The sequence below is a fragment of the Nostoc cycadae WK-1 genome, from assembly GCF_002897135.1.
Taxonomy (GTDB): Bacteria; Cyanobacteriota; Cyanobacteriia; order Cyanobacteriales; family Nostocaceae; genus Nostoc_B.
This window is the reverse complement of the sequence record NZ_DF978446.1, coordinates 1-16,413: the sequence shown is the minus strand read 5'-3', so window position 1 is coordinate 16,413 and position 16,413 is coordinate 1. Positions and strand designations below refer to the sequence as shown.

Here is a 16,413-nt window from a genome sequence, read left to right as displayed (position 1 = left end):
AGTTGACAGTGATGAGCTATTTACTCTTCAGCAGATAACACTTGCTCAACTGTTAATTTTAATTCGGGCAAGGTTGCCGATAAAATTCTTTCTGCTCCAAAAAATTCTGCGGGTTCGTATAATTCATCAATCAATGTGAAAACAGTCACTTTATTGATTAACGGATCAACAATCCAATACTCTGGAATATTTAGAGCATTATACTCAACTCGTTTGGCTCGATAATCTACAGTTTTGGTTGATTCACTGACAACTTCTACTACTAACAATGGAGGTGGTTCATTAATTTCAATCACTGCTTCCCGATTTCTTAATTCTCGCCATTGAGGTAAGGGAATAATCACGACATCAGGAATTCTGGATGTTTCCCATTTACCAGCACGGGGAGAACACACACCAATTACCATTGCTTTGGCAGTCCAATTCAAATTTAGTCTAATAATTTCATTCTGAAAAAATTGAGTGATAAATCCGATTACTGCCCCATGTTGCCCACTTCCCAAACTCATGGGAATTAATTTTCCATTGACTAGTTCGTAACGAGTATCAGTGCCATCATTGTATTTTAAATATTCGGCAAAAGTGAGTTTTGGAGTGATAGTAGTCATACTACTTTTACGACCATTATTAATTTTTATTTGGTTTTACCACTAATACAGAACAATTAGCTTCTTCCACCACTTGACTACTCACAGAACCCTGGACAATTCGCTTCATTCCAGTTAATCCGCGACTACCAATAATAATCAAATCAGCTTTGTAAATATTAGCTAGGCGAATAATTTCATCCGCAGCTTCGCCAGTGACTAATTCTACTGCGCTTTGAATAGATAATTTTTCTTGATAAGATTGCAGCTGTTTTTCAATTTGGAAATAAGACAAAGTGGGAGATTCAGGATGAGGACGATCTGCGGGTAGTTCCATATCTGAATCTGGAGTGGGAAACACATGACAAAGAACGACTTTGGTTTCGGGTGATAATACCAAATTATCCAAAACCTGAATTACGCGTTCTGCAATATCCGAACCATCCAGAGCTATCAAAATATTGTTTAGCACTGCCCTTGTCTCCTCAAAAGTAGACCCCTGAAACTCTAGTACTTACACCAATAATCTTATTGATGGAAACTGAAGTTTATCTTGTGTTATGTATATTGGGCGATCGCCCATTGCTTTTCAGCAATACAGTTTAATCTTTAAGTGTGCAGCCCAAGAATACTATTTGCTAAAAGTATCGGAAAAAATTAAGCATTCCCCCTCACTCATCTTGTTGAATCCGCCGCCGGACTGAATCAGCATGGGATGGTAAGCCTTCCGCTGTGGCGAGGGCATCAATTGCACCTGCGACTTTTTGCAAGGCAGTTGGTGAGTACTGAATAATACTAGAATGTTTGAGGAAGGTTTCCACACTTAACGCCGAAGTATAACGAGCCGCGCCAGAAGTGGGCAATGTATGGTTTGGCCCTGCTAAATAATCACCGACAGCTTCTGGTGTAGAGTAACCTAAAAATATCGCCCCAGCGTGGCGGATTTGGGGCAGAATTGCCCAAGGGTCTTTAACCTCTAACTCTAAGTGTTCTGGAGCAAATTCATTGGAGAGTTCTGCGGCTGCTTCGAGAGATTCTACCAACACAATTAAGCCGTAGTGAGCGATCGCTTTTTCGGTATCTATCCGTCTGGGATGATCAACTAATTGTCTTTCAACGGCGACTTGGACATTTTTTGCCAAAGCCGGATCAGTGGTCAGCAAAATCGCTGCTGCCATTGGATCATGTTCGGCTTGGGCTAACATATCAGCAGCCACATGCACCGGATTGGCAAATTCATCGGCAATAATTAGCACTTCGCTTGGCCCCGCCAGCATATCAATGCCCACAGTGCCATAGACAAGTTTTTTGGCTAAGGTGACGTAAATATTGCCTGGGCCAGTAATTATATTGACTTTCGGAATTGTTTCTGTCCCATAAGCTAAAGCTGCGATCGCCTGCGCTCCCCCAACGCGATAAATTTCTTGCACTCCTGTTTCTTGGGCTGCCACTAGTACAGCGGGGCTAATGACTTTTCCCGCCCCTGGTGGTGTTACCATGACAACTCGTGGGACACCAGCCACTTTTGCTGGAATGGCGTTCATCAACACCGTACTCGGATAAGCTGCACGACCACCAGGTACATATATCCCGGCTCGATCTACAGGGGTGTAGCGTTTACCCAACACCACATCATCTTCTCCGAAGTTTACCCAGCTTTTGGGGACTCGCTGACGGTGAAATGCTTCAATTTGACGAGCAGCTAACTGAATTGCTTGGAGCAATTCTTGAGATACTTGTTGGTACGCTGTATCTAGTTCGGAACCCGTGACGCGCAGTTCTTCCAGCTTCAAGGTTTGGTTGTCAAATTCAGCAGTGTAATGTAACACAGCTTTGTCGCCTTGGCGCTTCACAGCTTGCAACACTTCCCGCACCGTTGCTTCTTTGTGAACCACCTGTTCGTCATGGGTGCGATCGCAGATACGTTGTAGTTCTGCTTTAACGTCTGCCTGCTGAGTAATGATTCGCAGCATGGAGTAAGGAAAATGCCAAAATTTTAGATTATTCCCGCTTGAGAATTAGCCTTGCGCTTGACCCCCAAAAGGAGCAAGCTTTACTTTGATTCTCATCTCTAGCTTAACCTGGATTTTTTTGATACTCCCAAGGCTGCCAGCACATGGGTTACTTAATTTAGATGAGGAAGTTTCTCAGGTTTTAACATGCTTACAAAAACAATGTATGATTTGTGTACACGTAAACACCTGAAATTTATATTTATAGTTTCTGTCTACTGACAATACAGCCTGATTCGGAAGTAACATTGACAGTCACACCGCTGGTTCAGGTGGTAGTTAGTTAGGTAGATAATTTATTGAAGTACTTTATTTTAGCTTATTTACTTGGTTTGGCATACAAATTAAATCTACTGAAAAAATTGCCAGAGAATGGCTCATTTCCCAATACCTTTGAGTCTTGAACTCAGTCTCAATATTTTTTTGAGAAATTCTGACATTGGCAAGATGAATGCTATATTAGTAAATCTAGTAGTGTGTGTACATATCAATAGTCTTTTTGGAATCGACTGTGGCGAATACAAAGTCTGCTCTTAAACGCGCCAATATCGCCGAACGCAATCGGCTGCGGAATAAAACTTACAAATCAGCTGTTAAGACGCTGATGAAAAAATACTTGACTGTGGTAGCAACCTACGCGGCTAATCCTACGCCCGAACTCAAACAACAAGTAGATGAGCGTCTGGCTGAGGCTTACAGCAAAATCGATAAAGCTGTCAAGCGAGGCATTCTGCACCCTAACAATGGGGCTAGGAAAAAATCGAGATTGGCTCATAAACTCAAGCCAGTCACCTAAACACCACAGTAATTAGTCCAAAGTCAATAGTCCAAAGTCTTAGTTATTAACTCTGGACTATTGACCATTGACATTTGACTAAAATGCAACTAATTGACACCCACGTTCATCTTAACTTTGATAACTTCCAGCCAGATTTAGCCGCAGTGCGATCGCGATGGCAAGAAGCGGGGGTAGTGCGATTAGTACACTCCTGTGTTGAACCATCAGAGTTTTCTAGCATTCAAACTATTGCTCACCAATTTCCCGAACTGAGTTTTGCCGTTGGCCTGCATCCCTTGGATGCCGAAAAATGGCAAAGTTATACAGCCGAGACAATTAAATCCTTGGCAAGTTCCGAACCAAAAGTAGTGGCGATTGGAGAAATGGGGCTGGATTACTACAAAGCTGAAAACTATGAGCAACAGCGCCTAGTTTTTGAATCGCAATTAGCGATCGCCTCTGAACTCAACCTCCCTGTAATTATTCACTGTCGTGATGCGGCCAGTGATGTCAGGGAAATTTTGCAAAAATGGCAGGAAATCCAAGGAGGAATTCGGGGTGTAATGCACTGCTGGGGTGGAACACCAGAAGAAACCCAATGGTTCCTTGACCTGGGTTTTTACATTAGCTTTAGCGGGACTGTCACATTCAAAAACGCTAAAGAGATTCACGCCTCAGCCGCTATGGTCAGTAGCGATCGCTTACTAATCGAAACAGACTGTCCTTTTTTGGCTCCTGTTCCCAAACGGGGTGAGAAACGCAATGAACCGGCTTATGTGCGCTATGTAGCGGAAAAATTAGCCGAATTGCGGGGAGAGACTGTAGAAGCGATCGCCCACCAAACCACGCAAAATGCCTGTAAATTATTTGGTTTGGCTTTATAAAAGTCAAATATGGTGATTACAGGGTGTGGTAAAAATAATTAAAAGCTCAGGAGGATAAAAATATGTTAATATTAATCCCTCCAAAACATTTTGCTTGCGTCATAATGATAAAGGAAGAAACAAAAAACTTTTAAGCTTATTTATTGTTATCAACTTGACCATCCTCCACTCTCCACATACGGATGCTCGGCATAAAAGAATAACCGTGACAACCAACATTGAGCTAAAATTTGGCAAAATATACCCTGCTTTGTATCTAAAACTATAGAAAATTGTTAAAAGTAAGTATCTTGTGAGTAAAACCCACCAAAATATAGCCATTTTGATTCAACGCCTATATCATCCGGCTGATTATCTTTTGATTTGCCGTCAAGATAAACGGTGTATTTAAAGGTGCAACAATTTTGAGAAGCGTAAGCTAATCTACGCGCTTTTGAGAGGGGAAGTGAGGAAAGTAAAGCAAATGCAGAAATATCTCAACTTTTCGTTGAGAAAACAAGTTAATAGCTGGGTTTTAACAGCTATTGATGGCTTGCAAGGGCGTTTACCCCCCTTGTCAAAATCACCCTGTCCAGATTAAAAAAATGCTGCGGTTAGCTGCATAAATCCATAACAGGTGGCACAAGGAGAAGTTCCCCAACAAATACGGACACTGGCTAGTAGCAGGAACCGTCCCACAGCAGTGTCCTCTAAAAGTTTAACCAGGTTGACAAAGGTAGAGGCATGAATAACGACAAATATCTGGAACCCGCCTTTTTGTTGCCCGACTTGATTGAAATTCAGCGATCAAGCTTTCGCTGGTTTTTAGAAGAAGGGTTGATAGAAGAACTGAACTCCTTTAGTCCTATTACAGACTATACAGGTAAACTCGAACTGCATTTTTTAGGACATAACTATAAACTGAAGGAGCCAAAATACAGCGTTGAGGAAGCAAAACGGCGAGATAGTACTTATGCAGTGCAGATGTATGTCCCTACACGCCTGTTGAACAAAGAAACAGGGGACATTAAAGAACAAGAAGTATTTATTGGTGATTTGCCGTTAATGACCGATCGCGGCACGTTCATTATTAACGGAGCCGAGCGGGTAATTGTCAACCAAATTGTGCGATCGCCTGGAGTTTACTACAAATCAGAAATCGATAAAAACGGGCGACGGACTTATTCAGCCAGCCTCATTCCTAACCGAGGAGCATGGCTAAAATTTGAAACAGACCGAAATGATTTAGTTTGGGTACGCATCGACAAAACCCGGAAACTTTCAGCGCAGGTACTGCTGAAAGCATTGGGTTTATCGGATAACGAAATTTTTGATGCCCTCCGCCACCCAGAATATTTCCAAAAAACCATCGAAAAAGAAGGGCAATTCTCAGAAGAAGAAGCCCTGATGGAGTTGTATCGTAAACTTCGTCCCGGTGAACCACCAACCGTATTAGGTGGACAACAACTATTAGATTCTCGCTTTTTCGATCCCAAACGCTATGACTTGGGTCGAGTTGGTCGCTATAAACTCAACAAGAAATTGCGGCTGTCAGTTCCTGACACCATGCGTGTCCTGACTCCTGGCGATATTTTGTCAGCAGTCGATTACCTGATCAACCTAGAATATGACATCGGTAGCATAGATGACATCGACCACTTGGGTAATCGCCGTGTCAGAAGTGTGGGCGAATTACTGCAAAACCAAGTAAGAGTTGGCTTAAACCGCTTAGAACGGATTATCCGCGAACGGATGACTGTATCTGATGCCGAAGTTTTGACACCAGCATCTTTGGTTAACCCCAAACCATTAGTCGCAGCTATCAAAGAATTCTTTGGTTCCAGCCAATTAAGTCAGTTCATGGATCAAACCAATCCCCTGGCAGAACTGACCCACAAACGCCGACTTTCCGCTTTAGGCCCTGGTGGTTTGACCAGAGAACGGGCAGGGTTTGCGGTACGGGATATTCACCCCTCCCACTACGGACGGATTTGTCCCATCGAAACTCCAGAAGGCCCCAACGCTGGTTTGATTGGTTCCTTGGCGACCCATGCACGCGTTAACCAGTACGGATTTTTAGAAACACCATTCCGACCAGTAGAAAACGCACGGGTCAGATTTGACCTAGCACCCGTGTACATGACCGCCGATGAAGAAGATGATCTGCGGGTAGCACCAGGAGATATTCCAGTTGATGAAAATGGCTACATTATTGGGCCACAAGTACCAGTCCGCTACCGCCAAGAATTCTCCACCACGACACCAGAACAGGTAGACTACGTAGCCGTTTCCCCAGTGCAGATTGTATCGGTAGCAACCAGTATGATTCCTTTCTTGGAACATGACGATGCTAACCGAGCGCTGATGGGTTCTAACATGCAACGCCAAGCAGTACCCTTGCTCAAACCAGAGCGTCCCTTAGTCGGAACTGGTTTGGAAGCTCAAGGCGCGAGAGACTCTGGGATGGTAATTGTCTCCCGAACTGATGGGGATGTTACCTATGTAGACGCGACAGAAATTCGCGTCCGTCCCAAACCAAATGCACCAGAAATTAGATACACCGTTTCTAAATACCAACGTTCTAACCAAGATACCTGTTTAAACCAAAAACCCTTGGTCAGAATGGGTGAACGAGTTGTGGCTGGACAAGTCCTAGCAGATGGTTCCTCCACAGAAGGTGGTGAACTAGCACTAGGACAAAATATTGTCGTCGCTTATATGCCTTGGGAAGGCTACAACTATGAAGACGCAATTTTGATTTCTGAACGACTGGTACAGGATGACGTTTACACCTCAATTCACATTGAAAAATATGAAATTGAGGCTCGACAAACAAAATTAGGCCCAGAAGAAATTACCAGAGAAATTCCCAACGTCGGGGAAGATGCTTTGCGCCAGTTAGACGAACAAGGCATTATCCGGATTGGGGCATGGGTAGAATCAGGAGACATCTTAGTCGGTAAAGTTACACCTAAGGGTGAATCTGACCAACCACCAGAAGAAAAACTCTTGCGAGCCATCTTTGGTGAAAAAGCGCGGGATGTACGCGATAACTCTTTGCGTGTACCTAACGGTGAAAAAGGTCGCGTAGTTGATGTGCGCTTGTTCACTCGTGAACAAGGCGATGAACTACCACCTGGAGCCAATATGGTAGTGCGGGTGTATGTCGCGCAAAAGCGAAAAATTCAAGTCGGAGACAAAATGGCGGGTCGCCACGGCAATAAAGGAATTATTTCCCGGATATTGCCCCTGGAAGATATGCCTTACTTACCCGATGGTTCACCCGTAGACATTGTCCTTAACCCCTTGGGCGTACCTAGCCGGATGAACGTGGGACAAGTATTTGAATGTCTGTTGGGTTGGGCTGGTCATACCTTGGGAGTGCGGTTTAAGATAGTTCCCTTCGATGAAATGTACGGCGAAGAGTCATCCCGCAGAATTGTGCATGGCAAATTGCAAGAAGCGCGGGACGAAACAGGTAGAGACTGGGTATATAACCCAGATGATCCCGGTAAAATCATGGTGTTTGACGGTCGTACAGGTGAACCCTTTGACCGACCAGTCACAGTAGGCGTGGCTTACATGCTGAAACTGGTGCATTTAGTGGATGATAAAATCCACGCTCGGTCTACAGGCCCTTACTCCTTGGTTACTCAGCAACCCTTGGGTGGTAAAGCGCAACAAGGTGGTCAGCGATTTGGAGAAATGGAAGTGTGGGCATTGGAAGCCTTTGGTGCAGCCTACACCTTGCAGGAATTGCTGACAGTCAAATCCGACGATATGCAGGGACGAAATGAAGCGCTAAATGCGATCGTTAAAGGTAAGGCGATTCCTCGACCAGGAACACCTGAATCCTTTAAGGTGTTGATGCGAGAACTGCAATCTTTGGGATTAGATATTGCTGTTCATAAAGTAGAAACCCAAGCAGATGGGAGTTCTTTAGACGTAGAAGTCGATTTAATGGCAGACCAAGCCGCCAGACGCACACCACCACGACCTACTTACGAATCTCTTTCCCGTGAATCATTGGAAGACGACGAGTAAAAAGGGAATGGAGAGGAGAAAATTTTGGATTTTTCTTCTCCCCGCTCCCTTCTAAAACTAAATATCTTTCCTAACACGGGTTTATAACCTCGTGTATTTACATAACTCATAACTTTGAACTTAGTAATAAAGAAATGAGATCAGCCCAAACTAATCAGTTTGACTACGTAAAAATCGGCTTGGCATCACCAGAACGCATTCGGCAATGGGGCGAACGCACCCTACCCAATGGTCAATTAGTAGGTGAAGTCACCAAACCAGAAACGATTAACTACCGGACTTTGAAGCCAGAAATGGATGGCTTATTTTGCGAGCGCATCTTTGGCCCTGCAAAAGATTGGGAATGTCACTGTGGTAAATATAAGAGAGTCCGCCACAGAGGTATTGTTTGCGAACGCTGTGGTGTAGAAGTCACAGAATCTAGGGTGCGCCGCCATCGTATGGGGTATATCAAACTCGCAGCACCTGTAGCCCATGTCTGGTATCTCAAAGGTATTCCCAGTTATATTGCCATCCTGTTGGATATGCCTTTGAGGGATGTAGAACAAATAGTGTATTTCAACTCGTATGTTGTTCTCAGCCCTGGTAATGCCGAAACTTTAACTTATAAGCAACTACTGAGTGAAGACCAGTGGTTGGAAATTGAAGACCAAATTTATAGCGAAGACTCTACCTTACAAGGAGTAGAGGTAGGTATTGGTGCGGAAGCACTGCTGCGCTTGTTAGCCGATATTAATTTAGAGCAAGAAGCAGAAAGTCTACGCGAAGAAATTAGTACAGCTAAAGGACAAAAACGAGCAAAACTGATTAAGCGCCTGCGGGTAATTGATAACTTCATTGCGACTGGTTCTAAACCAGAGTGGATGGTAATGACAGTTATCCCCGTGATTCCGCCTGATTTGCGCCCAATGGTGCAATTAGATGGTGGACGGTTTGCCACCAGTGACTTGAATGATTTATACAGACGGGTGATTAACCGCAACAACCGTCTAGCGCGCCTACAAGAAATTTTAGCCCCAGAAATTATTGTGCGGAACGAAAAGCGGATGCTGCAAGAAGCAGTAGATGCTTTGATTGACAACGGTCGTCGGGGTCGCACAGTAGTTGGTGCTAATAACCGACCGCTAAAATCTTTATCTGACATTATTGAGGGTAAGCAAGGACGCTTCCGGCAAAACTTGTTAGGTAAACGGGTTGACTACTCTGGACGTTCGGTAATTGTGGTGGGGCCGAAACTGAATATTCACCAGTGCGGCTTACCTAGAGAAATGGCAATTGAGCTATTTCAACCATTTGTGATCAACCGCTTGATTCGCAGCGGAATGGTGAATAACATTAAGGCTGCCAAGAAGCTGATATCCCGGAATGATCCCAGTGTTTGGGATGTACTGGAAGAGGTGATCGAAGGACACCCAGTGATGCTCAACCGCGCACCGACATTGCACCGTTTGGGGATTCAAGCCTTTGAACCAATTTTGGTGGAAGGAAGAGCAATTCAACTGCATCCATTGGTGTGTCCAGCCTTTAATGCTGACTTTGATGGAGACCAAATGGCGGTACACGTACCACTATCTTTAGAAAGTCAGGCAGAAGCACGGTTATTGATGTTGGCTTCTAATAATATTTTGTCGCCTGCTACAGGTAAACCAATAATTACACCCAGCCAAGATATGGTATTGGGGGCATACTATTTAACCGCAGAAAATCCTCACGCTACGAAAGGTGCTGGTAAGTACTTTGCGTCCCTAGAGGATGTAATTATGGCGTTTGAGCAAGGGGAAATAGATTTACATGCCTACATCTACGTGCGGTTTGATGGTGAACTGGAGTCAGATCAACCCGATACAGAACCGTTGGAAGTAACTAATAACGATGACGGTACTCGAACATTAATGTATAAGTTCCGCCGAGTTCGAGAAGACTCCCAAGGAAATTTGATTTCTCAGTATATACGCACAACACCTGGACGTGTCATTTACAACAATGCCATTCAGGAAGCACTAGCAAGTTAAAAAAGTCAAAAGTCAAAAGTCATCAGTCAAAAGTATTTGACTGATGACTGTTGACTCTTGACCAATGACTATTGACTAAGGACTAATGACTAATGACTAACGAAAAAAAAGTTTTTCGCAATCGCGTAGTTGATAAAGGTCAACTGAGAAATCTTATCTCTTGGGCGTTTACGCACTACGGGACGGCGCGAACAGCAGTGATGGCGGATAAACTGAAAGATTTAGGTTTCCGTTACGCTACTAGAGCCGGGGTATCAATCAGTGTGGATGATTTGATGGTGCCACCGAGTAAGCGCAGTCTTCTAGAAGCCGCAGAAGAAGAGATTCGGGCGACAGAAGCGCGTTACCAGAGGGGAGAAATCACTGAAGTTGAACGCTTCCAAAAAGTAATTGATACTTGGAATGGTACTAGTGAAGCTCTCAAAGACGAGGTAGTTGTCCATTTCAAGAAAACTAATCCCCTCAACTCCGTGTACATGATGGCGTTTTCTGGGGCGCGGGGTAATATTTCCCAAGTCCGTCAGTTAGTGGGGATGCGGGGACTGATGGCAGATCCCCAAGGGGAAATTATTGACTTACCGATTAAAACCAACTTCCGAGAAGGTTTGACTGTCACAGAATATATTATTTCCTCTTACGGTGCGCGTAAAGGATTGGTAGATACAGCGTTACGGACGGCTGACTCTGGTTATCTGACGCGCCGTCTGGTTGACGTATCTCAGGATGTGATTGTTCGAGAATTTGATTGCGGTACTAGCAGAGGTCTAGCTCTACAGTCGATGACAGAAGGTAGCAAAACCTTGATTCCTCTGGCAACACGCTTGATGGGACGGGTAGTGGGAGAGGATATAGTACATCCTACAACCAAAGAAGTAATAGCACCACGCAACACCCCCATTTCTGATGACTTAGCAAAAATAATTCAAAAAGCTGGGGTAACACAAGTGGTTGTGCGATCGCCCCTCACCTGTGAAGCTGCACGTTCTGTTTGTCAACACTGCTACGGCTGGAGCTTGGCTCACGCCAAAATGGTAGACTTGGGCGAAGCTGTGGGGATCATCGCTGCCCAAAGTATCGGAGAACCCGGTACTCAGCTAACCATGCGGACATTCCACACCGGGGGTGTATTCACTGGAGAAGTAGCCCAGCAAGTGCGCTCAAAAATGGCTGGGACAGTCAAGATTCCGCGCAAATTGCGGACAAGACCCTACCGTACCCGCCACGGGGAAGATGCTTTGTATGTGGAAGCTAACGGCATCTTGATGTTAGAACCCAAGAAAGAAGGTTCAGAAACTCCAGTTGCCCAAGAAATTCAAGTTACCCAAGGTTCCACACTATATATAGTTGATGGTCAACAGGTAAAACTAGGACAATTACTGGCAGAAGTCGCAATTGGTGGTCGGACAACTCGTACCAACACCGAAAAAGCGGTCAAAGATGTGGCCACTGACTTAGCCGGAGAGGTCAAATTTGCCGATGTCGTTGCTGAACAAAAAACAGACCGTCAAGGTAACACCACAACCACCGCATCACGAGGTGGTTTGATTTGGATTTTGTCTGGGGAAGTTTATAACTTGCCCCCTGGTGCAGAACTGGTCGTGAATAATGGCGATCGCATCGCCACGAACGGCGTTTTAGCCGAAACCAGGCTCACCAGTCAGCATGGTGGTGTGGTGCGTTTACCAGAAGCGACTCCTGGTAAGAGTACCAGAGAAATTGAAATCATCACGGCTTCAGTAGTATTAGACCAAGCAGCTGTTACCGTTAACAGTTCTCAAGGGCGAAACAACTACCTAATCTCCACTGGCAATAATCAGGAATTCAACCTCCGAGCCACACCAGGCACAAAAGTGCAGAATGGTCAAGTAGTAGCCGAATTAATTGATGACCGCTATCGCACTACCACTGGTGGCTTTTTGAAATTCGCCGGACTAGAAGTCCAGAAGAAAGGCAAAGCCAAACAAGGTTATGAAGTGGTACAGGGAGGCACAATGTTGTGGATTCCCGAAGAAACCCACGAGGTGAATAAAGATATCTCCTTGCTGTTAGTGGAAGATGGTCAGTTTGTCGAAGCTGGCTCGGAAGTCGTGAAAGATATCTTCTGCCAAAACAGCGGTGTAGTAGAAGTTACCCAGAAAAACGACATTCTGCGGGAAGTGGTAGTTAAACCCGGCGAACTGCTAATGGTTGATGATCCAGAAGCGGTCATTGGGCGAGATAACACCTTTATTCAGCCTGGTGAAGAATTGTTGGGACAAACCTTTACGGAATTGCGCTACATCCAGTATGTAGAATCTCCAGAAGGCCCAGCCTTGTTAAGTCGGCCTGTAGTGGAATTTGCCGTACCCAACACCCCAGATGTACCTTCCACCACATCTGTGAGTCAGCAAACCGGACGTTCAATTCAACTGCGAGCAGTACAGCGTCTACCTTACAAAGATGCGGAACGCGTCAAATCTGTAGAAGGCGTGGAACTGTTACGCACTCAACTAGTATTGGAAATTGAGCAAGAAGGTGAACAAGACCATAATGCTTCTCCTTTAGCAGCAGATATTGAATTGGTTCCTGATCTGCAAGATCCAGATATACAGCGCTTGCAGCTAGTAATTTTGGAATCGTTGGTTATTCGGCGGGATATTGTTGCTGATGCTACTCAAGGTAGTACTCAGACAGCACTGCAAGTACAAGATGGCCAAACCATTGCTCCTGGTGCTGTAGTCGCCAGTACCCAAATCTTGTGTAAAGAAGGGGGTATTGTTCGGGGTGTACAAAAAGGTACAGAAACTGTACGCCGTTGCTTAGTATTGCGTCACAGCGACATGATTTCGATGACAACTGCCTCTAAACCCAAGGTCAAAGTTGGGGATTTGATGGTAGAAGGTGCCGAAATTACTCCGGGAGTATTTGCAGAAGAATCTGGGGAAATTGTAGATATTAAAGCTGCGGCTCCAGCATCAGCTGGTGACGAATCAGCCCTCAGTACGCAGAATTATACTGTAACTATTCGTGCTGGTCGTCCCTATCGAGTCAGTCCTGGTGCAGTTTTGCAGATAGAAGACGGCGATTTAGTACAGCGCGGTGATAACTTAGTGCTGTTGGTATTTGAACGAGCTAAAACCGGAGACATCATTCAAGGTTTGCCGCGGATTGAAGAACTGCTGGAAGCTCGTAAACCAAAAGAAGCGTGCGTCTTAGTCCGCCGCGCTGGGGAAGTCAAGGTTGTTTATGGTGATGGCGATGAAGCGATCGCAGTGAAAATTGTCGAATCCAATGGTGTAGTCACCGACTATCCCCTTGGCCCTGGACAAAACTTGATAGTACCTGATGGTTATCACGTCGCCGCTGGACAACCAATCACTGACGGCCCATCTAACCCCCACGAAATCCTGGAAATCTTCTTTAGCTTGGGTTCTGAAGATGGAGTCTACGCTTGCGCCAGCCATGCTTTGCAGAAGGTGCAAACATTCTTGGTGAACGAAGTGCAATTGGTGTATCAATCCCAAGGGATTGATATTGCCGACAAACACATCGAAGTGATTGTCCGCCAAATGACCAACAAAGTGCGGATTGATGATGGTGGAGATACCACCATGCTGCCTGGCGAGTTGGTAGAATTGCGCCAAGTTGAACAAGTCAACGAAGCAATGGCGATTACAGGTGGTGCGAGAGCGCAATACACACCAGTATTGTTGGGTATCACCAAAGCATCCTTGAACACCGACAGCTTTATCTCGGCTGCATCTTTCCAAGAAACCACCAGGGTCTTAACGGAAGCAGCAATTGAAGGGAAATCTGACTGGCTGCGGGGTCTAAAAGAGAACGTAATTATTGGACGCTTGATTCCGGCGGGTACTGGATACAATACCTATGATGAACCCGGTGCGCTCGAAGATTACGCAACTCTGGACACCACCAGCGTTCTGGATGAGGTAGATGATCCACTAGATATGGTGTTAGACGATCGCACTGCTCGTGCCTACAATTTAGATACACCTTCTCTAACCGAAGGTACTTATGGTAGCCGACGCACAGGCTCAATCTTGGATGAAGATGATTTGATTCTTGATGGAGTCCATGAAGTCCATGACCTCGTATCCGATGACGAAGAAGATGAATATGAGGAAGTTGACGATGATGACGATGATTTCGATATGTAAATCGAAAGTTCATAATTAGCACAAAAGGCAAAAGAAACTTTTCTTTTGCCTTTTTCTTTTGACTATATCGTAAAAATTATGTTCAAATTATTTACTATAGGAATTTCCAATTAATGAATCACCAAATCAAATTTTAGCTATGGCTGACGAAACAAATCTTCCATCTTTAACAACCCTAGAGTATATTCCTTATATTGATGATGCAGGCCAATTACCTGACATATTTCAAGGAAAAATAGGTGTATATGCAATATTTGACCAAAATAAATCGCTACAATTTGTTGGATATTCTCGTGATATTTATTTAAGTTTGAAACAACATTTAGTCCGTCAACCAGAACAATGTTACTGGGTGAAAGGACAAACTATTGAACGTCCCAATCGTACAGTTTTAGAAAATATTGAAAATGCCTGGATTGCCGAAAATGAAACTGTACCCAGAGGAAATGGAGAGAATAAAGAAATATGGACACAACCGATCAACGTTAAAAGTCTGATGACACCAGAAGAACAGATTAATTATCAAAATCCTGCTAATGATGAGTTAGCACAAATAAAAGTTATTAAGAATGTAGCACGGCGAGTTGAAGCAGAAATTTTAAAAGTTTTAGAATCGCGTGGTTTGCAAATGCAACTCCGCTTCAATCCCAAATTAAAAGAAGAAGGATTACTAGATTTGAAATCTTGAATCAGAGTGCAAAAGTTAGCATTAATGGAAAAGTCTTACTGGAATTGTTTGAATTTATTATTGGCAGATAGCAACAACTCTTGAGCTTTTAAATAAACAGTTGTACCTTTTTCTACCTTTTCTAATTGGTTAATAATACTGTGCAACTGACTAATTACCCGATTACGATCCCAATTTTTGGGGTCATTGGGCATAGAAGCTACTAAGTTTTCAATTTCTTGTTGCGCTCTAGCTAAAGTTTGTACAGCATCAGCCTCAGCTTGTCGTCTGATTTTCACCTGACCCAAATTAGTTTCATAAGTTGCTAATAACTTTTGTGCTTGGGCATAACCTACTAAATCTGAGGAAGAAATCTGTTGTAAACGATTAATTGCTTCAGACCACAAATTTTCTATTTGTTGCCATTCAGTAACGGTGTGCGGTGGATTTTGACCTGCTTTTGCAGCTTGCCAAGAAAATTGCTGGGCGGCGGTAATTAAAGTACTGACACGTTCATTACCTGCGGCTAATCCGACAACTTCCTGAAATTCTCGCTTGTAGCCATCTAGTTGATTTTGAGCAGTTTGTCCAGCTAAGGTTTGGCCGGGAATTTCTGCTAATTTATCGAGTGCTGAACGCCAAGCTGCGATCGCTGACTTTTTATCGGTTATAGTTGTAGCTTGTTGATACTGCTGTTTAGCATTTAAGAATGCTTGGTTATAATCAACCAGCAATGTTTGAGCATTTTTTTCTTGAAAAGCCTTGGCTTCTAATTGTCCTACTTGACGACGCGCCGCATTCAAACCATAAACGCTGAACCGCCATTCATACCAGCCATATTTATATTCTGGCCAATCGTTGGCTAATACAGTTGGCAAATTATTGAGATGTATTTTTGTCTGTTGCAGTTGTTCTTCACCCAACGCTAAATCGGCTGCACTAGTTGGTTTTTCAATCAAGTATTCAGCTTGTTCCAGTGACACCAAGGCTTGCCGATAATGTTGTTCTATACTGATGTAACTGGGGAGCAACAACAATGGCGCATTTTGCACCACAGTCCGGCGAATCATTGGTGAAGGCTGATTTGCCACCCAAACTATACCTGCGGGAACGCCAAGGAGGATTGTGATCCAAATCAGTTTACCTATACCTTTTTTGGCTTTGCCAGGTTTTTGTTGAGAGGAGTTACTCCGAACTTGCCCTTGTGTGGCTATTTCCTGTTCTAATTCAGCCAGGGTTTTAATTTTTGCTGGTTGCTGTGGAGTAATACCAATTCACGAAAAATTTGATTCA

At 44.1% G+C, this 16,413-nt stretch carries 10 protein-coding genes; 6 read left to right on the top strand and 4 right to left on the bottom strand.

The features are described from left to right. Positions 1–20 precede the first annotated feature (20 nt). The 3 genes from NCWK1_RS26405 to hisD all read right to left on the bottom strand — a co-directional run bounded on the left by NCWK1_RS26405 (position 21) and on the right by hisD (position 2,560). Entirely contained in the window at positions 21–608 is a 588-nt protein-coding gene (locus tag NCWK1_RS26405) for a Uma2 family endonuclease (RefSeq protein WP_103126751.1), read from the bottom strand. A 19-nt stretch (positions 609–627) separates the two neighbouring features. Then, positions 628–1,059, bottom strand: a complete 432-nt coding sequence (locus tag NCWK1_RS26400) for a universal stress protein (protein WP_096579148.1) — start codon at positions 1,057–1,059, stop codon at positions 628–630. 199 nt (positions 1,060–1,258) lie between these two features. Beyond that, positions 1,259–2,560, bottom strand: a complete 1,302-nt coding sequence (gene hisD / locus NCWK1_RS26395; protein ID WP_103126750.1) for a histidinol dehydrogenase — start codon at positions 2,558–2,560, stop codon at positions 1,259–1,261. Positions 2,561–3,110: 550 nt separating this feature from the next. Between hisD and rpsT the strand changes: the two genes are divergently transcribed. From rpsT to NCWK1_RS26365, 6 genes are all read left to right on the top strand, one after another. Continuing rightward, positions 3,111–3,395 (top strand): 30S ribosomal protein S20, encoded by a 285-nt coding sequence (rpsT, locus tag NCWK1_RS26390; RefSeq protein ID WP_103126749.1) that lies wholly within the window; start codon positions 3,111–3,113, stop codon positions 3,393–3,395. A gap of 83 nt (positions 3,396–3,478) precedes the next feature. After that, a complete protein-coding gene (locus NCWK1_RS26385; RefSeq protein WP_096579142.1) occupies positions 3,479–4,261 on the top strand; it encodes a TatD family hydrolase in 783 nt (260 codons plus the stop codon). A 723-nt stretch (positions 4,262–4,984) separates the two neighbouring features. After that, positions 4,985–8,284 (top strand): DNA-directed RNA polymerase subunit beta, encoded by a 3,300-nt coding sequence (gene rpoB, locus NCWK1_RS26380; RefSeq protein ID WP_103126748.1) that lies wholly within the window; start codon positions 4,985–4,987, stop codon positions 8,282–8,284. A 134-nt stretch (positions 8,285–8,418) separates the two neighbouring features. Further along, positions 8,419–10,296: a DNA-directed RNA polymerase subunit gamma gene (locus NCWK1_RS30475; protein WP_096579138.1), complete on the top strand. Its 1,878-nt coding sequence runs from the start codon at positions 8,419–8,421 to the stop codon at positions 10,294–10,296. Between the two features lie 92 nt (positions 10,297–10,388). After that, entirely contained in the window at positions 10,389–14,453 is a 4,065-nt protein-coding gene (locus NCWK1_RS26370; protein WP_103126747.1) for a DNA-directed RNA polymerase subunit beta'', read from the top strand. Positions 14,454–14,592: 139 nt separating this feature from the next. Further along, on the top strand, positions 14,593–15,141 hold the full coding sequence (locus tag NCWK1_RS26365; RefSeq protein ID WP_103126746.1) for a GIY-YIG nuclease family protein: 549 nt from the start codon (positions 14,593–14,595) through the stop codon (positions 15,139–15,141). Between the two features lie 35 nt (positions 15,142–15,176). Here NCWK1_RS26365 and NCWK1_RS26360 read toward each other — a convergent pair whose 3' ends face one another. After that, on the bottom strand, positions 15,177–16,211 hold the full coding sequence (locus tag NCWK1_RS26360; RefSeq protein ID WP_245894998.1) for a hypothetical protein: 1,035 nt from the start codon (positions 16,209–16,211) through the stop codon (positions 15,177–15,179). Positions 16,212–16,413 lie beyond the last annotated feature (202 nt).